The sequence below is a fragment of the Actinomadura sp. B10D3 genome, from assembly GCF_039871695.1.
Taxonomy (GTDB): Bacteria; Actinomycetota; Actinomycetes; order Streptosporangiales; family Streptosporangiaceae; genus Spirillospora; species Spirillospora madurae.
Genome location: NZ_JBDPLY010000001.1, coordinates 419,174 through 439,670, shown reverse-complemented (window position 1 = coordinate 439,670; position 20,497 = coordinate 419,174). Strand labels below are relative to the sequence as shown.

Annotated in this window: 18 protein-coding genes and 1 riboswitch; of the genes, 11 read left to right on the top strand and 7 right to left on the bottom strand. The window is 72.3% G+C overall.

Annotated elements, in window-relative coordinates; genetic code table 11:
* Positions 1–17: 17 nt before the first annotated feature.
* Entirely contained in the window at positions 18–1,544 is a 1,527-nt protein-coding gene (locus ABGB11_RS01840; RefSeq protein WP_347628057.1) for a polymorphic toxin-type HINT domain-containing protein, read from the bottom strand.
* A gap of 144 nt (positions 1,545–1,688) precedes the next feature.
* Between ABGB11_RS01840 and ABGB11_RS01835 the strand changes: the two genes are divergently transcribed.
* Positions 1,689–2,564, top strand: coding sequence for an LppX_LprAFG lipoprotein (locus tag ABGB11_RS01835; RefSeq protein WP_347628055.1), 876 nt, complete (start codon positions 1,689–1,691; stop codon positions 2,562–2,564).
* Positions 2,565–2,615: 51 nt separating this feature from the next.
* On the opposite strand, the gene ABGB11_RS01830 is transcribed toward ABGB11_RS01835, so the two are convergent.
* Positions 2,616–3,278, bottom strand: a complete 663-nt coding sequence (locus tag ABGB11_RS01830) for a hypothetical protein (protein ID WP_347628053.1) — start codon at positions 3,276–3,278, stop codon at positions 2,616–2,618.
* Positions 3,279–3,479: 201 nt separating this feature from the next.
* Here ABGB11_RS01830 and ABGB11_RS01825 point away from each other — a divergent pair, with 201 nt between their 5' ends.
* From ABGB11_RS01825 to ABGB11_RS01795, 7 genes are all read left to right on the top strand, one after another.
* On the top strand, positions 3,480–5,066 hold the full coding sequence (locus ABGB11_RS01825; RefSeq protein WP_347628051.1) for a polymorphic toxin-type HINT domain-containing protein: 1,587 nt from the start codon (positions 3,480–3,482) through the stop codon (positions 5,064–5,066).
* On the top strand, positions 5,066–5,734 hold the full coding sequence (locus ABGB11_RS01820; protein WP_347628049.1) for a pentapeptide repeat-containing protein: 669 nt from the start codon (positions 5,066–5,068) through the stop codon (positions 5,732–5,734). The genes ABGB11_RS01825 and ABGB11_RS01820 overlap by 1 nt, the downstream gene beginning before the upstream one ends.
* Before the next feature lie 402 nt (positions 5,735–6,136).
* Positions 6,137–6,418 carry a DUF4282 domain-containing protein gene (locus ABGB11_RS01815; protein ID WP_347628047.1) on the top strand — a complete coding sequence of 94 codons (282 nt, stop codon included), beginning with the start codon at positions 6,137–6,139 and terminating at the stop codon, positions 6,416–6,418.
* A gap of 12 nt (positions 6,419–6,430) precedes the next feature.
* Positions 6,431–8,782 carry a serine/threonine-protein kinase gene (locus ABGB11_RS01810; RefSeq protein ID WP_347628045.1) on the top strand — a complete coding sequence of 784 codons (2,352 nt, stop codon included), beginning with the start codon at positions 6,431–6,433 and terminating at the stop codon, positions 8,780–8,782.
* Entirely contained in the window at positions 8,779–9,900 is a 1,122-nt protein-coding gene (locus ABGB11_RS01805; RefSeq protein WP_347628043.1) for a response regulator receiver protein, read from the top strand. Before ABGB11_RS01810 ends, ABGB11_RS01805 begins: the two co-directional genes overlap by 4 nt.
* Positions 9,901–9,937: 37 nt before the next feature.
* Positions 9,938–11,842 (top strand): AAA family ATPase, encoded by a 1,905-nt coding sequence (locus tag ABGB11_RS01800; RefSeq protein ID WP_347628041.1) that lies wholly within the window; start codon positions 9,938–9,940, stop codon positions 11,840–11,842.
* A complete protein-coding gene (locus ABGB11_RS01795; protein ID WP_347628039.1) occupies positions 11,839–12,615 on the top strand; it encodes a 4Fe-4S single cluster domain-containing protein in 777 nt (258 codons plus the stop codon). The genes ABGB11_RS01800 and ABGB11_RS01795 overlap by 4 nt, the downstream gene beginning before the upstream one ends.
* Here the strand turns inward: ABGB11_RS01795 and ABGB11_RS01790 are convergent.
* Complete coding sequence (locus ABGB11_RS01790) at positions 12,519–13,475, bottom strand: hypothetical protein (RefSeq protein WP_347628037.1); 957 nt, start codon at positions 13,473–13,475, stop codon at positions 12,519–12,521. The two genes, ABGB11_RS01795 and ABGB11_RS01790, sit on opposite strands and share 97 nt — an antisense overlap.
* Between ABGB11_RS01790 and ABGB11_RS01785 the strand changes: the two genes are divergently transcribed.
* Positions 13,446–13,940 carry an FHA domain-containing protein gene (locus ABGB11_RS01785; RefSeq protein WP_161791066.1) on the top strand — a complete coding sequence of 165 codons (495 nt, stop codon included), beginning with the start codon at positions 13,446–13,448 and terminating at the stop codon, positions 13,938–13,940. The two genes, ABGB11_RS01790 and ABGB11_RS01785, sit on opposite strands and share 30 nt — an antisense overlap.
* A 199-nt stretch (positions 13,941–14,139) precedes the next feature.
* Here ABGB11_RS01785 and typA read toward each other — a convergent pair whose 3' ends face one another.
* Positions 14,140–15,993 (bottom strand): translational GTPase TypA, encoded by a 1,854-nt coding sequence (typA, locus tag ABGB11_RS01780; protein ID WP_347628034.1) that lies wholly within the window; start codon positions 15,991–15,993, stop codon positions 14,140–14,142.
* A gap of 189 nt (positions 15,994–16,182) precedes the next feature.
* A riboswitch (cyclic di-AMP (ydaO/yuaA leader) is annotated at positions 16,183–16,318 on the top strand.
* Between the two features lie 7 nt (positions 16,319–16,325).
* Here typA and ABGB11_RS01775 point away from each other — a divergent pair.
* Complete coding sequence (locus tag ABGB11_RS01775) at positions 16,326–17,345, top strand: C40 family peptidase (protein ID WP_347628032.1); 1,020 nt, start codon at positions 16,326–16,328, stop codon at positions 17,343–17,345.
* A gap of 82 nt (positions 17,346–17,427) precedes the next feature.
* Here ABGB11_RS01775 and ABGB11_RS01770 read toward each other — a convergent pair whose 3' ends face one another.
* Genes ABGB11_RS01770 through ABGB11_RS01760 form a run of 3 tightly spaced genes read right to left on the bottom strand, consistent with a single transcriptional unit; the run spans position 17,428 to position 19,907 of the window.
* Positions 17,428–17,817: a (deoxy)nucleoside triphosphate pyrophosphohydrolase gene (locus ABGB11_RS01770; RefSeq protein WP_347628543.1), complete on the bottom strand. Its 390-nt coding sequence runs from the start codon at positions 17,815–17,817 to the stop codon at positions 17,428–17,430.
* Between the two features lie 18 nt (positions 17,818–17,835).
* A complete protein-coding gene (locus ABGB11_RS01765; protein WP_347628030.1) occupies positions 17,836–18,585 on the bottom strand; it encodes a Mut7-C RNAse domain-containing protein in 750 nt (249 codons plus the stop codon).
* A 41-nt stretch (positions 18,586–18,626) separates the two neighbouring features.
* On the bottom strand, positions 18,627–19,907 hold the full coding sequence (locus ABGB11_RS01760; RefSeq protein ID WP_347628028.1) for an amidohydrolase family protein: 1,281 nt from the start codon (positions 19,905–19,907) through the stop codon (positions 18,627–18,629).
* A 60-nt stretch (positions 19,908–19,967) separates the two neighbouring features.
* Between ABGB11_RS01760 and ABGB11_RS01755 the strand changes: the two genes are divergently transcribed.
* A complete protein-coding gene (locus ABGB11_RS01755) occupies positions 19,968–20,492 on the top strand; it encodes a MarR family transcriptional regulator (RefSeq protein WP_347628026.1) in 525 nt (174 codons plus the stop codon).
* Positions 20,493–20,497 lie beyond the last annotated feature (5 nt).

Below are 20,497 nucleotides of genomic sequence, written 5' to 3'. Positions count from 1 at the left end.
CCCAGCGTATCGGCGTGTCAGGGCAGCGGGTAGGCGGTGTAGACGTAGTAGCCCGGCTTGTGCTTCGGCGACTGCGCCCGCTTGAGGACAATGGTGAACCGGTTGCTGGCATCGTCCAGGTTCTGCTGCCCCTTCTTCGCGACCTTGCCCAGCGGCCCGTTCCCGTACGTGAAGGGCCCGAGTTCCAGCGTGTCCTTCGCACCCGGCTTCTGCTTGCCGAGGTCCTGGAACCATTTCTGGATCCGCTGCTGGGTCGGGGCGTCGAGGTTGGCGAGGGCGTCGTCGACCGCCCGCTGCGCGGTCGCCTTGTCCGTCCAGCGTCCCGCCACGCCCTTGGTGTTTCTCGGATCGGCGGCCCTCGCCCGCAGCTGGTCGTCGGTGAGGTCGACGTGATCCTTAATCGTGTGGCCGAGCTGGTGGGGGCCACGCGGCGTACCAGGCGGAGGCTCCTCGTGCTTGTCGAGGTCTCCGCAGTTGTGGACGAGGAGTTCCTGCGAGCCCGCGTTGACGTAGTAGGTGTGCAGGTCGTCGACCGTCAGGTTGTAGACGGTCTCGGTGCGCTTGTAGCGGCGCCCGTCCACCACCATGGCGTGCCCGCCCGCGGACGTGGTGAGGGTGTCGCCGAACACCAGCTCGCCGGCGTGGATCCAGTCGTCGACGCCGTCGACCCAGAACGGGTGCCCGACGGTGGCGGTGATGGTGGTGGTGGGTCCGCCGAGGGTGGCGTCGGGGTCGATGGTGAGGTCGACCAGGTGTTTGGTGCCGGTGCCGGTGATGCGTGCGGTGACGGTGCGGGGCCCCGAGCGCGCGGTGGCGGGGTCGGTGGCCCAGACGGTGTCACCGACCCGGACCTGCTCGATCGGTTTTCGGGTGCCGTCGGCCATCAGGACCGGGGTTCCGGCGGTGAAGCTGTTGGGGTCCTTCTTCTTCTTGCACGCCTCGACGGCCTTGTCCAGGCGGTCCTTGGCGTCCTTGCGGGCCTTGCGGAACTTGTCCAGCCGGCGTTTGAGGTCCAGGAACCGGTCGATCAGCTTGGCGATCTTGGGGATGGACTTGATGACCTTGCCGATCTTGCCCCAGGGGACCAGCCCCACGATCGCCCACAGGCAGTCCAGGAAGTTGGGGTTCTTGACGCAGTTGATGATGTCGCCGGCGATGAAGTCCAGCCCGAGCTTGGCGATCTCCTTGAGCAGATCGAAGTTGTTCCACTCGTCCTCCACGCCCTTGGCGTCGGAGTTGGCCTTGTTCAGCGCGGCCAGCGCCTCCCGGTACTCGCGCTCCTCGGGAGTCTCCGACCCGGCCGGGACCGCGCCCGGGCTGGTCGCCCCCGGCGACGGCGAGGAGGACCCGCCGGCCTGGGGGTCACCGCCGGGCTTGCCGCAGTCCTTGTCCTGGCTGACCCGGCACACCCCCGACCGGATCCCCGCGGCGACCTTGTCGCCCACCGTGACCACCGACACCACCGCGGTGACCGAGGCGACCAGCAGGATCACCGTCAGATACGACAGCGACCCCTCGCCCCGGTCCCCCAACCGCCGCAGCATCCGCTCCCCCTGGCACGCCGACACACACTGACAGCGAGCTAACCAACCCGTCAGCACACGCACACAGGCCCACGGACCCAACAAAGGACCCAAAAACGCGCCGGAGGGGGGACCCGGGGACGAGCGCCGCATAGAGTCCCCGGCATGAGGCTTCTCGCGGTGACCGTAGGCGCGGTCCTCGTCGTCGGCGGGCTCGCCGGCTGCTCGGGCGGCTCGGACAAGGGAGAACGTCCCAAGGGCGGGCCCGCCGCCGAGCGGCAGGCCCCGCCGACCCCCGCGGCCTCGCTGGCCGCGGTGACGCTCCCGGGGCAGCCGGGGCCGCTGGTCGACCTGGTCGCCCGGCAGTCCCGGTCGGCGGGCACCGTGCACGCCGAGATCTACACCACCGGCGGCGAGGGCGCCCAGAAGGTGGACGAGAAGACGACCGCGCAGATGCGCACGGGGGTCCGCTCGCCGTCCGCCCAGCTGACGATCGTGGACGCGAACCCGTCCGAGCCCAGCACCACGGAGGCGATCGTCACGGGCGGGACGGTCTACACGCGCGTCGACGGGCAGGAGCAGGCGCCCGGCAAGCCGTGGGTCCGCCTGTCCCGCCAGGACGCGTCCAACCCGGAGCTCAAGCCGTTCGCCAAGCTGCTCACCGGCATGCTGGACTCCGTCGACCAGGCGCTGGCGCAGTTGTCGACCGACACCGGGCTGGCCCTGGTGCGGAACGGCTCGTTCAAGGGGGAGGCCCGCACCGAGAAACTGGACGGGGTTCCGGTCCACTTCTACTCGGGCACCACGCCGGCGTCCTCGATGAAGAAGACCGATCCCGCCTTCGCCGCTCTGAGCCAGATCGGCGTAGGGGACATCCCTTGGAGGCTGTGGGTCGACGACAAGGGCCTGCCCCGCAAGTTCCAGGTCGACGTCGCCACGCAGGGGACGAAGACCGTGCACGCCGTCACGTACAAGCAGTGGGGCGAGCCTCTCACCATCGAGGCGCCGCCCGCCGCCAAGGTGCACATCCTCGGCGGCTAGTGCCGGCCGCCCCCCGCGCGGAGCGTCGCTCCTCGTCAGAGCGGCCCCTGTTCAGGCCAATGTGAACGAGGCCGCGAGCTTCTCCGCCTGGGGCGGCATCGTGCCCTTCTTCGCCTCGATGTCGACGAAGCAGAAGCGATCGGTGGAGACGGGCACCCGGACGGTGATCCCCTCCACCTCGACGTCGCGCTTCTGGGAGCTGTAGGTCGCCTTGAAACCCGGCTTTCCGCCGACCTTGACATCGGTGAGCTTGGAGTTCGGCTCCAACGCCACCTGCTTGCGCTTCAGCTGCGCGAGCGAGGCCCCCGTGAGGCCGCCTCGGTCGCATCCGGCCTGCGCGTGCGGCGCGTAGCCGGACTTCACCGACCCGTCGATCGCGAAGACCACGCCCTGCTTCTTCTGCTCGCCGAGCAGCTTCTCGATGAGCGGCCCCATCTCCCCGGTCAGGCTGAACGACGTCCGCACGACCTCGGAGCCGTCGGTGAGCGGGTCCACCTGTTTCCACCCCGAGGGCAGTGTCACGTTCACCTCCTTGCCGGCAAGCTTCTCCCCGCCGCCCGCGAACTCACCGGTCGCGGGGCTCGCGGCGCTCGTCCGGGGGGCGGGGGACGACGTGCCGGCCTGCTTCTTCTCGCCGCCCGAGTCCCCGCAACCGGCCGCGACCAGCGCGAGTCCGCCGGCCAGAGCACAGAACCCGAAAGTCCGGAAGTTCATGTCAATCCCCCATCGGTCATGCGTCCGGCCGAATCGAGCACGCACGCTAGCAAAGCGAAAGCCCCGCTCCGCCGGAAACACATCACCACCTGCCGTTACAGAACGCTTTTGGGTCCTTTGTTGGGTCCGTGGGCCTGTGCGCGTGTGCTGACGGGTTGGTTAGCTCGCTGTCAGTGTGTGTCGGCGTGCCAGGGGGAGCGGATGCTGCGGCGGTTGGGGGACCGGGGCGAGGGGTCGCTGTCGTATCTGACGGTGATCCTGCTGGTCGCCTCGGTCACCGCGGTGGTGTCGGTGGTCACGGTGGGCGACAAGGTCGCCGCGGGGCTCCGGTCGGGGGTGTGCCGGGTCAGCCAGGGCGAGGACTGCGGCGGGCCCGGGGACGACCCGCAGGCCAGTGGTTCTTCGTCGCCGTCGCCGGGGGCTTCGGGCTCGACGACGGCCCCCGCCGGGGGCGAGACGCCCGAGGAGCGCGAATACCGCGAGGCGCTGGCCGAACTGAACGAGGCGAACTCCGACGCCCAGAGCGTCGAGGACGAGTGGAACAACTTCGATCTGCTCGAGGAGATCGCCGAGCTCGGACTGGACTTCATCGCCGGCGACATCATCGACTGCATCGAGGACCCCAGCCTCATGGACTGCCTGTGGGCGATCGTGTCGGTGGTGCCCTGGACCAAGATCACCAAGGTACTGAGGTCCATTCCCAAGATCGCCAGGCTGATCGACCGGTACCTGGACCTCAAACGCCGCCTGGAGAGGGCCCGCCAGGCCCGCAGGGACGCCCGGGACCGGTTGGACGACGCCCTGGAAGCCTGCAACAGGAAGAAGAACTCCAACAGCTTCACCGCCGGCACCCCGGTGCTGATGGCCGACGGCACCCGAAAACCGATCGAGCAGGTCCGGGTCGGTGACACCGTCTGGGCCACCGACCCCGCCACCGCGCGCTCGGGGCCCCGCACCGTCACCGCACGCATCACCGGCACCGGCACCAAACACCTGGTCGACCTCACCATCGACCCCGACGCCACCCTCGGCGGACCCACCGCCACCATCACCGCCACCGTGAACCACCCCTTCTGGGTGCCGGGCACGGGTGACTGGATCGACGGGGGCGAGCTGTTCTTCGGCGATGAACTGGCGACCGTCGGCGGGCGGGACGCCATGGTGGTGGACCGGCACCGCTACAAGCGCACCGAAACCGTCTACAACCTGACCGTCGAGGGTCTGCACACCTATTACGTGGGTTCTGGCGGGACCGGCATTCTCGTCCACAACGACCCGACGCCGGATCCCGATGCGTGCGACCTCACGCCGCCCAAGCCGGACTACGAGACGCCCGCCAACGGCACGCCGGAGTACGAGCGGCGCGTCAACGAACTGGCGCAGGACCCCTCGCATCAAGGCACGGTCGGCGCCAAGGCGATCCGTGAGGCCGAGGTCGGGCTGGAACTGGAGCGCCGGGGCGTGCTGCCGGGGCCGATCCAGCGGGCCCCGAAGATCAACGGGAAGGACACCGGCGAGTTCGTGGACGCGAACGGCCAGCACTGGGACGTCAAGGCGTGGGCCGACACCTTCCCGGCCGGTCCCAACAAGGGGCAGCCGATGCCGCCCGGAACGAGGGGACGCTACGACCGGGCCACGGTCGAGAACCAGATCAGGCACGAACTGTCCCAGTCACCGTCCGAGAACGTGATCGTGGACCCGCAGAACATGTCGCCAGAGGCGCTGGCCGACGTGAGGCAACTGGTCGCCTCCCATCCGGAGTGGAACGGCAAGGTAGTGTTCCTTTGATGGCCGAGCACGTGAGGACGCGCGCCGGAGTCCGGGCCTGGCCGGCCGCGCCGGAGGCCCGCGCGGCACTGGCGGAATACCTGGACGCGCTGGGGCCCGACCCGCTTCGGGTGCCGACCGCGCTCGCCGGGGATTTCCTCGACTTCACCGGAGCGGACCTGTCCGGCCTCGAACTGAACTCCGCGGGCCTCTTCGGCGCGATTCTCGAAGGCGTGCGCCTCGCGGGCGCGAACCTGAACCGCGCGACGCTCAACGGCGCGCGGCTGGACGGGGCCGATCTCACCTCGGCGGTCCTCTTCCGCGCGGCCGCCCCCGAGTGCGAGGCCAGGGGCGCCGTGTTCCGGCGGGCCGATCTCGTGCACGCCGATCTCGGCCGCGCCGACCTGCGCGAGGCCGACCTGCGCGAGGCCGACCTGACCGCCGCCTACCTCGCCGGCGCCGACCTGCGGGGCGCCGACCTGCGCGGCTGCTCCTTCGGTCCGGTGGAGCGGCCCACCGCGCTGCGGCACTCGCGGCTCGCCGGCTGCCGGATGGCCGGCGCGTCCGGTCACCTGGCGGGTCCGGTCGACGTGGGGGCCGACGAGCCGCACGTCCTGGACGGCCCCGACCTGCTGGACTGGTTCCGGTCTCTGGACGCGCCGGACGTCCGCGTGGCGTCCGCCGGGTGACAACCGCCTGTCCCGGCCGTCCGTGACGCCGAGCGCGCGGCGTCCGTTCCGGCGTGGGAACGGGGCCAGGCTCTAGAGTCTTCCTGTAGGCGCCCCTAACTGGAGACGACGGCGATGACGCACCCTTCAGATCCCGGTCACCCCTCGCGCCCGCCGGCGCCCGGAGGGCCGGGCGGCCCCTACGGCCCCCCGCCCGGAGCGCAGCCGCCCGGCCCCGGTCCCGGCCCCGGCCCCGGTCCCGGTCCCGGCCCGGGTCCCGGTCCCGGTCCCGGTCCGGGGCAAGGCACCGGCCCCATCCCGCGGCCGGCCGGCCCGGCGGATCCCGGAGGGCCCGCGGCAGGGCCCCAGTACCAGCAGCAGGGGTGGGCCCCTCCTCCAGGCGCTCCGGAGCGCAAAGGCGTGATGGGAGCGCTCTTCGACCTGAGCTTCGACCACATGGTCACCGTCAGGGTGGTCAAGATCATCTACCTGCTCTCGCTGGTCCCGTACACCATGCTGGCGCTGCTGCTGGCCGGGTACGGGCTGGACTGGCTGCACCGGGGCTCGACGTGGGGTTACCTGCTGATCCTCACGGCCCCGTTCCTGTGGTTCCTCCTGCTGCTGGTGACCCGCATCGTCCTGGAGTTCGTCATCAACCAGTTCAAGATCAGCGAGTACCTGCGCGCCATCAAGGACAAGCGCTAGACGGGACGGCCAGTGGACCAGTACGGACCAGGCTCCGGCGGCACCCCGCCGCGGGACACGCGCCGCGACGCCGGGACCACGCGGCGGGACGCGGCGGTCCCCGGCCCGCGGGGGCCGGCGGAGACGCGGCGCGAGGGGGCGGCGGCCGGCGACCCGCTGATGCGGCTCCCGGCCGTGCTCGGCGAGCGGTACGCGGTGGTCGCGGAGCTGCCGGTGCAGGGCGCCGAGTCGGACCTGCTGCTGGTGCGGGACGCGGAGGGCGCCGACTTCGTCGCGAAGATCTTCCGCCGCGGGTACCGGGCCGACCGGGAGGTGTGGGCGAAGCTGCCCGCGCTGGACTCGCCGCACGTGCTCCGCATCCTGGAGACGGGCCACGCGGACGGGCGCGACTACGAGGTCGCCGCCTACGCGCCCGACGGCAACCTGCGGACGCTCATGCAGGAGGGCCCTCTTCCCGAGGGCACGGCCGGCGAGATCGCGGCGCAGCTCGCGGCCGGGCTGACGGCGCTGCACCGGGCGGGCATCGTCCACCGGGACCTCAAGCCCGAGAACGTGCTCGTCCTGTCGGCCGATCCGGTGCGGCTGGCGATCGCCGACTTCGGGCTGAGCAAGGTCCTCGACCAGAGCGTGGTGTTCGCGTCGTCGTCGCGGACGCTGGCCTACGCGGCCCCGGAGTCGCTGTCGGGCCAGGTGTCCCCGGCCCGCGACTGGTGGTCGCTCGGGATGATCGTCCGGGAGCTGGCGACCGGCCGGGCGCCGTTCCAGGGGTTGAGCGAGACCGTCGTGGTCGATCACCTGGCGACGCGTCCCGTCAGCGCGGACGATGTCGCCGACCCGAGGCTGCGGCTGCTGTGCCAGGGGCTCCTGACCCGTGACCCGCGCAGGCGGTGGACGGGCCGGGAGGTCCAGGAGTGGCTGGACGGCGGGTCGCCCCAGGTCGCCGAGGAGAGCGTCCAGGCCGACACCGGCAGCGGCCTGCCGTTCAGAGGACGGCGCTACTCCGACCGGGGCGAGCTGGCCCGCGCGCTGATCGACGACTGGGACCACGCCGCGCAGTACTTCTTCGGGCGCGGCGAGTCGGGCGAGGCGTGGCGGAGCCTGCGGGAGTGGCTCGCCGAGGTGCCGGACGACAGCCGCATCGGGCTCGTCGACGGCTACCTCATGACGACGCTGCCGCCCGACGTGAAGCTCCTGCACCTGGTGCGGTGGCTCGACCCCGCGCTGCCCCCGCACTTCCTCGGGCGGCGGATCACCGCCGCCGACCTGCCCGGCCTCGCGGCCCTCGCCGCGGACCCGCGCCATTCCGACCACCGCACCGCCTGCCTCATCGGGCGGGCGCTGTGGGAGCACCATCTGCTGCAGGTGCTGGCCGGATGCGCGGGCGGCGAGGACCTGCCCCGCGCCGACGACCAGTGGCGCGCCCACGTGCCGGCGTGGAACGACCTGGCCCGCTGGCTGCGCGAGCAGGAGGCGACACCGCCGGGCCTCGCGCGGCGGCTGCCGGACGCCGAGGCGGAGGAGCCGCCGGTCGTCCTGCTCACTCTGCTCGCCCTGGCGGCGCGCCCGGCGGAGGCCCACCGGCTGATCGCCGAGGGCGCGGAGCGGGCGCGGGCGTCGGTCTCCGGGCACGTCCCGTGGTTCGCCTGGATGGCGGACGGGGCCGGCGACGACCCGCTGCGGCTGCTCGCGGTGACGCGCGCCGCGCCCGAGGCCGTCATGGAGAGCGAGTCCCAGGCCCGGGAACGGCTCGCCGCCGAGCAGCGGGAGGAGGCGCTGCGCGGCCAGTGGGCCGAGCGGGAACGGCGGCGGCTCGCCGGGCGCAACGCGGCCATGGCCAAGGCCGTCCTGCTGACCCTGCCGTTCCTGCTGCTCTGGCTCGTGGGGAGCTGGGTCGTCGGCTCCCTGTTCGGTGGTGGAGGCGACGACGGGACGGCCTCGGTCGGCCTCCACACCTCGTCCTCCGGCCTCTCCTTCGGCGCCCTCGCCGTCCTCTCCGTGCTCGCCTGGGGCGTGCAGTGCGGCAGCGAGGTACTGGTCGCGCGCACGCAGGGCGCGGACTACCTTCCCGACGGGCCGTGGGCGATGCTCTCCGGCGTCCTCGGCGCGGGCGGGCGCGGGCTGTCCAAGGCGTCCCAGACGATGTCGGGCGCGGCGCAGCGCACCGGGCGGCGCGGCTGCGGATTCCTGCTCATCGCCGGGGTCCTTCCGCTGCTGCTCCTCCTTCTCCTCATCGCGGCGGTGACGTCCATCGCGAGCCCGCTGTGGGTGCTCGCCCTCGTCATCGCCTCCGCCGCACACGCCGTCGCGGCGGGAGTGCGGCTCCACCAGTGGCGGCGGGCACGGACGATCGGAGGCGCCCCTTGAGCAGCGGGATCGACGCGGACATCGCCCTGGACGCGGCGGTCGTGCTCAGCCTCGGCATGAACCGCGTCCTCGGGGGCGGCGCCGGGCTGGCCGGGCGCGGCGCGGAGGCGCTGGCCGCGCTCGCCGCCGGGCGGGCCGAGGCGCGCGCGGCCGCCCTCGCCGAGGTGGAGACGCACGAGCGGGCGCTGCGGGAGGCCGTGGAGCGCAACGCGCGCATCGCCGCGCTGGCCGAGACCCGCGCGAAGATCGGCGCGGACGCCGCGGTGCCGGAGCCGCTCGACCTGGCCGGCCGGTCCCCCGAGGAGCTGACGGCCTGGTGCGCCGCCACCGACCCCGTCCTGGACGAGGTCGAGCGAAGCCTGTCCGAGCATCTCGCCGCGCAGGTCAGCACGCAGATCTTCGAGGTCCCCGCGGAGGGGCTCCAGTCCGGTGCCGGACGGGACGCGCCGCCGCCGCCGCGGGAGGACGTCCAGGAGCACCTCGAACGGATCATGGCGCGGCTGCTGCCCGACGCCGGGGAGGCCGAACGGCGGGCCGTGGCCGAGGCGGCGCGGCTGCTGGCCGGGATCGGGACGCCGGAGGAGGCGGAGGGCGTCCTGCAGGAGGTGCGGCTGCGGATCCAGGCCGCGAACGACCGGGTCCGGGAGCGGCGGGAGGAGGAACGGCGCCGGGCGGCCGAGCGGGACGCCGCGGAGCAGGCCGAGGCCGAGCGCCGGTACGTGCTCGGATCGATCACCGCCGCGTTCGAGGACCTGGGGTACGAGGTCCAGGCCGGGTTCGAGACGCTGACGGCCGAGGACGGCACCGTGACGCTGACGAAGGGCGCCTGGCCGGACCACAGCGTGCGGATGCGCGTCGACGACGCGCACGTCCGGGCGTCGATGGTGCGCGAGCGCCCCGCCGAGAGCGAGGACGACCGGCGGCTGGACGTCGAGCGGGAGCGGGAGTGGTGCGAGGCGTTCGAGGCCGCGCGGGCGCGCCTGGCGGACGCGGGGATCCGCTCCGACGTCGGCTGGCGGCTGGAGCCGGGCGTCCGTGAGCTGCCGGTTTCGGAGGGGGCGCGGCAGACTAGGGGCCGTACCGGCCAACGCGAACGCTCCCGCGAGCGTCACAAGTGAATTGCAGGGGCGCCGGCAGGTGGGAGTTGGAGCGGGCATGAGCATTGATTCGCCGACCCTCGGGGGGCGGTTGCAGGGTTGGCCGCCGTTCATCCGTGAGCTGGACGCGACCCTGTCGGTGCACTCGCAGTACGTCCTGTCCGGGAACCTGTACGACAGCTTCCTGGCCCCGCCGACGGAGGGCGGCGGCCCGGCACGGCTGCTGCCGCTGCGTGGGCTGCTGTGGGAGACGCTGCGGTCCAGCGGCGCGTCCTGCATGGTCGTGTACGACCCGGTCGACGGCGTGCAGGTCTACCCCGAGGGGTCGGACGAGGCGGCGCAGGCGGCCGAGACGCTGCTCGGCAAGATCAAGCCCGACGAGAAGCCGTCGCTGGAAGGGCTGACCCGGCACCTGGCCGCGGTCGCCCGGCCGAAGGAGAACGTGCGCGCCGCGTTCGTCATCGACTCGGCGTCCCGGATCGCCCGCACCCCGACCGACCTGGAGCCGGCCGAGCGCGACTTCTTCCGGTTCGCCGCGAAGCTGTCGCGCACCGCCCGTCCCGTCCGGGTCCCGGGGGCCCGGCCGAAGCCGCTCTACAACCCGATCATCTGGCTGGTGGAGCGGCCGGGCGACCTGCCGCCGTGGCTGACCGCCGACAACGACACGATCCGCGAGATCACGATCCCGCGGCCGCACCTCGGCGACCGGCAGGAGACGGCGCGGCTGCTGGCCCGCGCGTTCGGGATCAGCGACGTCGGGTCCGACGAGGTCGCGGCGGCGGCGTGCGACGCGTTCGCCGAGCAGGCCGACGGGCTCACCCTGCAGTCGATGATCGAGGTGACCCGGCTGGCGAAGGAGCGCAACGTCGACCTCGCCGACCTGCCCGACGCGGTCCGCACCTACAAGCTCGGGGTCCTCGACAACCCGTGGAGCCGCGGCCATCTGCGGCGCCGGGTGCTGGAGGGGGAGAAGCGCGTCCCCGAGCGGGTGATCGGGCAGCCGCAGGCGGTCACCAAGACCCTCGACATCCTCAAGCGGGCGGTGCTCGGGCTGTCGGGGGCGCAGGCGACCCGGTCCGGCAGCCGCCCGCGCGGCGTGCTGTTCTTCGCCGGCCCGACCGGGACCGGCAAGACGGAGCTGGCCAAGGCGATCACCGAGTTGGTGTTCGGCGACGAGTCGGCCTACCTGCGCTTCGACATGAGCGAGTTCTCCGGCGAGGGCTCCGGCGACCGGCTGATCGGGGCGCCGCCCGGCTACGTGGGCCACGAGGCGGGCGGCGAGCTGACCAACGCCGTCCGCGAGGACCCGTTCCGGGTGATCCTCTTCGACGAGATCGAGAAGGCGCACCCGCGGATCCTGGACAAGTTCCTGCAGATCCTGGAGGACGGCCGGCTCACCGACGGGCGCGGCAACACCGTGCACTTCTCCGAGTCGATCCTGATCTTCACCTCGAACCTCGGGATGTTCGTGCCGGGCCGGGACATCACCACCCGCGACGGAGCCGGGTACGCCCCGCCGGACCGTGTGCAGAACATCACACCCGGGATGGCCTACGACGAGGTCGAGCAGCGGATCAAGGGCGCCGTCGCCGACCACTTCACCGAGGTGCTGAACCGGCCGGAGCTGCTCAACCGGTTCGGCGACAACATCGTGGTGTTCGACTTCATCTCCGGCGAGGCCGCGCACAAGATCTTCGACCTCCAGTTCGCGAACATCTGCCGGAGGGTCACCGAGGAGCACCGGCTCCTCCTCACGGTGAAGGGGGACGCCCTGCAGACGCTCCGCGCGTGGTGCACCGAGGAACTGGACAAGGGCGGGCGCGGGATCGGCATGGCGCTGGAATCGCACTTCGTCAACCCGCTGGCGCGCGCGCTGTTCGACCGGGAGCTCGTCCCGGACGACAAGGTCACGGTGACCGGGATCCGGCGCGAGGGCAGCATCGTCCATCTGGACCTCCAGTGAGCCCGGAGCACGCGGGAGAAGCGGGCGGCGCGGCAGGCGCGGAGGCCGGGGCGGGCGCCGGCGAGACGCTGCTGCTCGCCAAGGCGCACTATCCCGTGACCACACTCGGCCCCGGCACCCGGGCGGGCATCTGGACGCAGGGCTGCACGCTGCACTGCCACGGGTGTCTGTCGCGGGACACCTGGGAGTCCGACCCGGGCAAGGCGGTCCCGGTCGCGGCGGTCCTAGGATGGCTCGCGTCCCTTCCGGAACCGGTCGACGGGGTGACCGTCTCGGGCGGTGAGCCGTTCCAGCAGCCGGCCGCGCTGGCCTCCCTGCTGCGCGGCATCCGCGCGTGGCGGGACGCCCGGGGCCGTGAGACGATTGCGTTGGACATATTGGTCTACAGCGGATATGTCTACTCTCGGCTCTCGCGCACCACCGAGATGCGCGAGATCCTGGACCTGTGCGACGCCGTGATCACCGGGCCGTACGTCGACCGGCTCAACCCGGGGGGGCGACACTCCGAGGACGGCTCTCTACTCTGGAGAGGGTCGGCCAACCAGCGCGTCGTGCCGCTGTCCCCGCTGGGACGCGAACGGTACGAAGCGGTGGCCGGCGTCGGGAACACTAGAGAAGGAAGAGGGCCCCGAGTACAGGTGTCCGTGGACGAAGGGCCGGAGGGAAGGCGGGTGTACTACATCGGGATCCCGCGAAGAGGTGACATGGAGCACCTCACGTCGAGGCTCGACCGCGCCGGGGTGCGCTCGGGGGATGTGTCATGGCGACCTTGAACTGTCCCGTCTGTGACGAACCGTTCCAGCCGGGCGATCTGCTCTGCATGAGCTGCGGGGCGAACCTCGCGCGCGCCGGTGGCGGCGCGCCCCAGCCGGGTCCGGGCGGGTACGACCAGCAACGGGTCCCCCCGCCGCCGGGTCCGCAGCAGGGTCAGCCCTACGGCGCCCCTCAGCACGGGCAGCCGCAGCACGGCCAGCCCCAGTACGGGCAGCCGCAGCAGCCCGACCCGTACCAGCAGCAGCCTCAGCAGCCCGGGCCGTCCGCGCAGCAGCCGGACCCGTGGGGCCCGCCGCAGCAACAGCAGCAGCAGCCGGACGCATGGGGGCCGCCCGTGCCCCAGCAGCAGCCTCCTGCCGACCAGCAGGGGCAGGGCCAGTACGGGCAACCCCAGTACGGCGGGCAGCCCCAGTACGGCGGCCAGCCGGAGCAGGGGCAGTACGGACAGGGCCAGCCCGGTCCGGGCCAGCACGGAGGGCCGCCGCAGCCGCAGCAGCCGCAGGACCCGTGGGGCATGCCGCAGCAGCAACAGCAGCAGCCGGCCCAGGATCAGTGGGGCGCTCCGCAGCAGCAGCCTCCGGCGCCCGACCCCTACCAGCAGCAGCCGCAACAGGACCAGTTCGGCCAGCCGCCCCAGCAAGATCAGTTCGGGCAGCCGCCGCAGCAGGACCAGTACGGCCAGCCGCAGCAGGACCAGTTCGGGCAGCCGCCCCAGCCGCAGTACGGTCAGCCTCAGGAGCAGTACGGCGTCCCGCAGCCCAACCCGAACGACCAGTTCGGTGCTCCGCAACAGCAGCAGCCGCAGTACGGCCAGCCGCCCCAGCCGCAGATGGGGGGCCAGCCGCCGCTTCCGCCGCACGGCCGCGAGGCGACGCTGCTGCCGCACGAGCAGAACCAGCAGCGCCCGCCCGCGCCCGACAGCACGGCGTTCATGTGCCCGTACTGCGAGGCGGTGCTGAGCAACCCCGGCGCCGCGCAGTGCGACTCGTGCCTTCGCCCGCTGCCGCAGAAGGGCACGCCGGTCCTGCGCGTCCAGTTCCCCACGGGCGAGCTCAAGGTCTCCGTCGGCCAGCACCTGGTGCTCGGCCGGGACGCGGGCCAGTCGCCGGTGGCGGCCACGTTCACGCAGTACGACAACGTGTCGCGGCGCCACTCGACGGTGTGGCTCGACCCGTCCGGGACGGCCTGGGTCCGGGACGAGGGCTCCACCAACGGGACGTTCGTCAACGGCGAGCGCCTCCCCCGCGGCGTGGAGGCCCCGCTCCGCGACGGCGACCAGCTCCGCCTGGCCGCCGACGTCACCGGGACCGTCCAGCTCAACTGACGGGCCACGAACGGCGGCGGCCCCGGGGATGATCCGATCCCCGGGGCCGCCGCCGTTCCGCGCTCCCTGGGAACGCGAACGGGGGCCGTCCGGTACCAGACGGCCCCCGCCCCTTCGGCGTTCGGTCGGCCGGAAAGCTCGGTCCGCCGCGGTCAGCCGGAACGTCGGTCCGCCGTAACGCCTGGTCTCTCTCTGCGGGTCAGCCGGCCCGCTTGGTGCGGGCGCGGGTGCGCTCGCGCTCCTTGGCGTCCAGCACGACCTTGCGCAGCCGGACCGCCGACGGAGTGACCTCCACGCACTCGTCCTCGCGGCAGAACTCCAGCGCCTCCTCCAGCGACAGGTTCCGCGGCGGGGTCAGGCGCTCCAGCTCGTCACCGGTGGACGACCGCATGTTCGTGAGCTTCTTCTCCTTGGTGATGTTGACGTCCATGTCGTCGGAGCGGGAATTCTCCCCGACGATCATGCCCTCGTACACCTCGGTGGTCGGCCCCACGAAGAACGCGCCGCGCTCCTGGAGGTTCGTGATCGCGTACGCGGTCGCGGCTCCGGCCCGGTCGGCGACCAGCGACCCGGACGGGCGGGTGCGCAGCTCGCCGAACCACGGCTCGTAGTCCTCGAACACGTGGTGCGCCATGCCGGTGCCGCGCGTCTCGGTCATGAACTCGGTGCGGAACCCGATCAGGCCGCGGGCCGGGACGAGGAACTCCATCCGGACCCAGCCGGTGCCGTGGTTCGTCATGTGCTCCATGCGGCCCTTGCGGACCGCCATCAGCTGCGTGACGGCGCCGAGGTGCTCCTCGGGGATGTCGATGGTGAGCCGCTCGACCGGCTCGTGCTTCTTCCCGTCGATGGTCTTCGCCACGACCTGCGGCTTGCCGACGGTCAGCTCGTAGCCCTCGCGGCGCATGTTCTCGACGAGGATCGCGAGGGCGAGCTCCCCGCGGCCCTGCACCTCCCACGCGTCCGGACGCTCGGTCGGCAGCACCCGGATCGACACGTTGCCGACGAGCTCGCGGTCCAGCCGGTCCTTGACCATCCGGGCGGTGACCTTGGTGCCCTTCTCGCGCCCGGCCATCGGCCCGGTGTTGGTGCCGATCGTCATGGAGATCGCCGGCTCGTCCACCGTGATCAGCGGCAGCGGGCGCGGGTCGTCCGGGTCGGCGATGGTGTCACCGATCATGATCTCCGGGATGCCGGCGATCGCGATGATGTCGCCCGGACCGGCCGCCTCGGCCGGCTTGCGGGCGAGCGCGTCGGTCATCAGCAGCTCGGTGATCTTCACCCGCTCGATGCTGCCGTCGTGCCGGCACCACGCGACCTGCTGGCCCTTCTTGATCGTGCCGGCGTGCACCCGGCACAGCGCGATCCGGCCGAGGTAGCTGGAGGCGTCCAGGTTGGTCACGTGCGCCTGCAGCGGCGCGTCCGGGTCGTAGGCCGGCGCCGGGATCGTCTCGGTGATGACCTTGAACAGCGGCTCCAGGTCGGCCGAGTCGGGCATGGCGCCGTCGGCGGGCTGCTCCAGCGACGCCCGCCCGGCGCGCCCCGACGCGTACACGATCGGGAAGTCGATCTGGTCCTCGTCGGCGTCGAGGTCCATGAACAGCTCGTACGTCTCGTCCACGACCTCGGCGATGCGGGCGTCGGGCCGGTCGGTCTTGTTCACGACCAGGATCACCGGCAGCCGCGCGGCGAGCGCCTTGCGCAGCACGAACCGGGTCTGCGGGAGCGGGCCCTCGCTGGCGTCCACCAGCAGGACGACGCCGTCCACCATCGACAGCCCGCGCTCGACCTCGCCGCCGAAGTCGGCGTGGCCGGGGGTGTCGATGATGTTGATCGTCAGCCCGTTGTGCTTCACCGCCGTGTTCTTCGCGAGGATGGTGATCCCCTTCTCGCGCTCCAGGTCGTTGGAGTCCATGACACGGTCGTCGACGTCCTGGTTCTCGCGGAAGGCCCCGGACTGCCAGAGCATGGCGTCGACCAGCGTCGTCTTGCCATGGTCGACGTGGGCGACGATCGCGACGTTCCGGAGGTCGTCGCGCGTGGAGATGGGCATGCGGGTTCGCCTTGCGTGAGATTTCGGGAGTGGCCGCCGACACGCGGCGAACCCATTCTACTTGGCCCTGCGTACCACCCACCACGAGCCGTTCACACCACCCGCACCACGAGCCCCGATTGGCCAACTTTGCTCATCCTTTGTAATCTGCCCGAGATCCGGTCGTCGGGAGTCCCACCCCTCGGGACTGCGGCCGGGACGCCGAATCTCCCGTCACGGGAGAACCGGGGACCCAGGTCCCTGGGGTGAATCGACGCACGCGTCGTAGGGCGACTCCTGGCCCGAACCCGTCAGCTAACCCGGTAGGCGTACGTGGAGAGGAGAACACCGGCTTGGCACCGGATCCCCGAAGGCGGCGGCGCATCACGCCCGCCGCCACCGCCGCCACCCTGCTCCTGATCGGTCTCGGCGCCACCGCGCCCGTCACCGCCCACGCCGCGCAGCCCCTCCGGCTCGCCGCCGCGCCGAGCGCACCGAGCCCGACGCCGACGACGGAGAAGGGCCTGCGCAAGAGCCTCGACGCGCTGAACGAAGAGGCCGAGATCCTCACCGAGAAGTACAACAAGACCCGCGTCGACTTCGGCAAGGCCCGCAAGGCCGAGCAGGCCGCCGCCCGGGAGGCGCAGCGGCTGCGCGCCCTCGCCGAGCCCGCCCGGCAGCAGCTCGGGCGGCTGGCCGCCGCGAACTACATGGCCGGCGGCCCCGACGTCATCTTCGGCGCCGGCGGCTCCGCGGAAGGCCTCTCCGACCGCGCCTACCTCGCGCAGAACCAGGCCGCCGCCGTCCTCGCCCTGAAGAAGCAGATCGACCAGGCCGAGGCGGCCCAGCGCACCGCCGAGGCCAGGACCGCGCAGGTCAAGAAGGCCTGGGAGGACGCCAAGAAGGCCCGCGCGGCGGCCAAGACCAAGGTCGCCGAGGTGATGAAGCGCCTCGACAAGCTGACCACCACCCACGTCCGCGACCCCCGCAGCGGCCTCACCGCCACCGTGAAGGGCTCCGGACTCCCCGCCAAGATGGCCCGCAAGGCCCTCACCAAGCTCGGCAGCCCGTACGTGTGGGCCGCCGCCGGCCCCAACAGCTTCGACTGCTCCGGCCTCGTCGTCTGGGCCTACACCCAGGTCGGCAAGCCCGGGCTCCCCCACTACACCGGCGACCTGTTCGCCCTCGGCACCAAGGTCTCGCGCGGCTCCCTGCGCTCCGGCGACCTCGTGTACTTCGGCAGCAACCTCCACCACATGGGCATCTACCTCGGCGGCGGCAAGTACCTGCACGCCCCGCAGACCGGCGATGTGGTGAAGATCTCCAACATGTCGGACCGCTCCGACTACGCGGGCGCCAACCGCATCTCCTGACCTACAGGAACCTCAAGACCTACAGGGACCTCCTGCGGCGCGGTAGGAGGTCCCTGTATTTATCTGCCTTTCCCTCTGACTGTCAGGGTCTTAGGCCTTGGGTGGCCAGGACCTCTATTACCGGGCGGTCGCCTGGGAGCCAGGGGACGTCGTAGAGCTCCGGCGGGGTCAGCCAGCGGAGGGCCAGGTGCTCCAGGGGGCGGGGTTCGCCCTCGATGATCCTGGCGGTCCAGACGCGCAGGACGCTGCGTTCGCTCAGGCGCCAGTCGCCGCCGATGCGGCGGCCCAAGCCCACCTTGACGGCGAGCTCCTCATGGCATTCGCGGACCAGGGCGTCCTCATCGGACTCGCCCGGGTCGACCTTCCCTCCCGGCAACTCCCAGCCGCCCGCCATGTGCGGGGGCTCGGCCCGCTGCGCGCTCAGCAGGCGCCCGTCCGAAATGATCGCGGCGCCGACGACCACGAGGTCGATCGCGACCAGCTCCTCTCGCTAGCTCTCGCTGACGGCGGCCCCGCCGACCAGCCGTGTGGACTCCCGGACGATCTCCTCCAGGTGGTCGCCGTGCGCCCCGCGCCAGTACACCTGCCCGCAGTCCGCGCAGCGGCCGTAGACGTCGTAGCTGCGGCGCGTCCCGTCCTCCAGGAGGCGCTCGACCTCCTGCTTGTCGACCGGGACGAGGACGCCGTTGCAGGCGGTGCAGCGGGACCAGGGGGACAGGACGGGGGCGAAGCGGTCGAGGAGGTCGCGGAGCTGGTCGTCGGGGCGGGAGCCGCGGACGTAGGCGCCGAACCACAGGGCGCGGCGGCGGAGCAGGCCGCGGTCCTGCGTGAGCAGGACGCGGCGCTCCTCGTTGGCCTGGACGACCAGCGCCGGGTCGTCCATGTCGTTGTGGTAGTCGGTGTCGAGGCCGAGCAGGCGCATGCGGCGGGCGAGGGTGCCCAGATGGACGTCCAGGAGGAAGCGGGGCGCGGTCTGGCCCGGTTCCAGCGGGACGGGCTGGGGCCGGGGCACCGCGGCGACGGTCACCTCGGCGCCGGCGGGGGGCCGCGCGGCGGGGTCGGCGGGCTCGCCGTCGACCGTCATCGGGCCGGCCTCGGGCAGCGGGACGCCGAGCGACTCGACGACGTGGCCCAGCGTCGACGTCCCGTCATGGGCGACCCGGCGCACGGCCTCCCGCCGGGCGGCGGGCAGGAACATCAGCAGCTCGTCGGCGAGGCGAATCGTGATTTCGGGGTCCACGCCGCTCAGCATGCCACGTGCCGTTGGTATTTCCCGCCGCATTATCCGCGAGGCGTTCCTCGTGTCAGGCGCTCGGCCGAGTCCGCGAGGGAGGTCAGGAGGGACGGGACGTCCTGGTCGACCAGCGCTCCCCCGCGCTTGACGACGCGGCCGCCGACGAGGACGGTGTCGACGCTGCGGGTGTCCGCCGAGAGGACGACGGCGGCGACGGGGTCGTGGGCCGCCGCCATGCCGGGCGTGTCGGTGCGGAGGATGAGGACGTCGGCCTGCTTGCCCGGTGTCAGTGATCCTGTGACGTCGGCCAGCCCTGCGACGTCGGCTCCCTCGATGGTCGCCGTCCGCAGGGCGTCGGCGGTGGTGAAGCCCAGGCCGGCGCCGTCCGGGCGTCCGCGCTCCAGGACGTAGGCGGTCCGCATCAGGCTGAACATGTCGCCGGGGCCCGAGGTGACCGTGTCCGCGCTGAGGCCCGTCGGGACGCCGGCGGTCCGGGCTCGTCCCGTGGGGGCATGGCCGATGTCCAGGGCGGCCTCGATCGCGGGAGAGACGGACACCGTCCCGTTGTATCCGGCGATGCGTTTGAAGTCGTCATCCGTGTAGAAGTTGGCGTGGACGTAGGTCGTGGGGTGGTCGATCAGTCCGTTGTCTTCGAGGAACGCCAGGCCGCGGGCGGCGGTCCGGGTGCTGTGGCCGCCCATGTGCACGGTGATCGGCAGGCCGAGGTCGCGGGCCGTCCGCCATTCGACGAGCGCGCGCTCCTCGCCCGCGATCTCCGGGCCCAGCGCGGCCAGCGCCATCGTGATCGGGCCGCCGGAGTACTCCTGGTGGACACGGCGGGTCTCGGCGTCGAGGTCGCCGTCGCCGCCGTAGCAGTACCCGAACACCGCCCTGATGCCGGACGCGCGCAGTGCCGCGATGCTCGCGTCCGTGTGGGCGGGGCCGAGCTGGATGTGCGACCAGTCGACCAGCGTCGTGATGCCGGAGTCCAGGCATTCGAGCGCGCCGGCGAGCGTCCCGGCGAAGACGTCGTCCGGGCGGTAGCGGGGCGCCAGCTCGCCGAGGATGCGGTCCAGGTAGGCGGGGAGCGAGCTGTCGGGGAGGATCGCGCGGAGCGCCGCCTGCCAGGTGTGGCGGTGCGTGTCGACGAAGCCCGGCATGACGATGCGGCCGGTGGCGTCGATCACCTCGGCGCCGGCGGGGGCGGCCAGTCCGGGGCCGACCGCGGCGATGCGGCCGTCCTCGACGAGCACGTCGGCGGTGCCGAGGACCGTGGGGGCGGGTGCGGTGTCGATGACGAGGCCGTTCGCGATCAGGAGTGGCGTCATGATTGAAAGCTTATTGCTTAGCTTTTTCGAAAGCAATTAGCCTGTCTGTAGTCTTGGTGTGTGTTCGTATCCGAGGGTGCGCGCCGGGATGACATCGACGCCGTGGCCGAGACGTGGCGGCGGGACGGGTTGTCCGAGCCGCTCATCGCGATGCTGGAGCTCGGCAAGCGCGCGGGCCGCATCGCCACGCTGCTGCAGCAGGCGCTGCGCGAACCGCTGGCGGAGCTCGGGCTCACCTACGCCGAGTTCGAGGTGCTGACCGTGCTGCGGCGGGAGGGCGAACCGTACCGGCTGCGGCCGAGCGAGCTCACCCGGTCGGCGTTCCTCACCTCGGGCGGGACGAGCAACGTCCTGCAGCGGCTCCAGAAGGCCGGTCTCGTGGAGCGCGAGGCCAACGCCGGCGACGCCCGCAGCCGCTTCGTCCAGCTGACGGACGAGGGGCTGCGCGTCACCGAGCAGGCCCTCGCGGCGTCCGGCGCGGCGCACGAGGAGGCCATGGCCGGGGTGCCGCCGCAGGACGTCCGGGACGCCGCCGACGCGCTGCGCGAGATCCTGCTGGTCGTCGGCAAGCGCCGGTTCCGGTGAGCCCG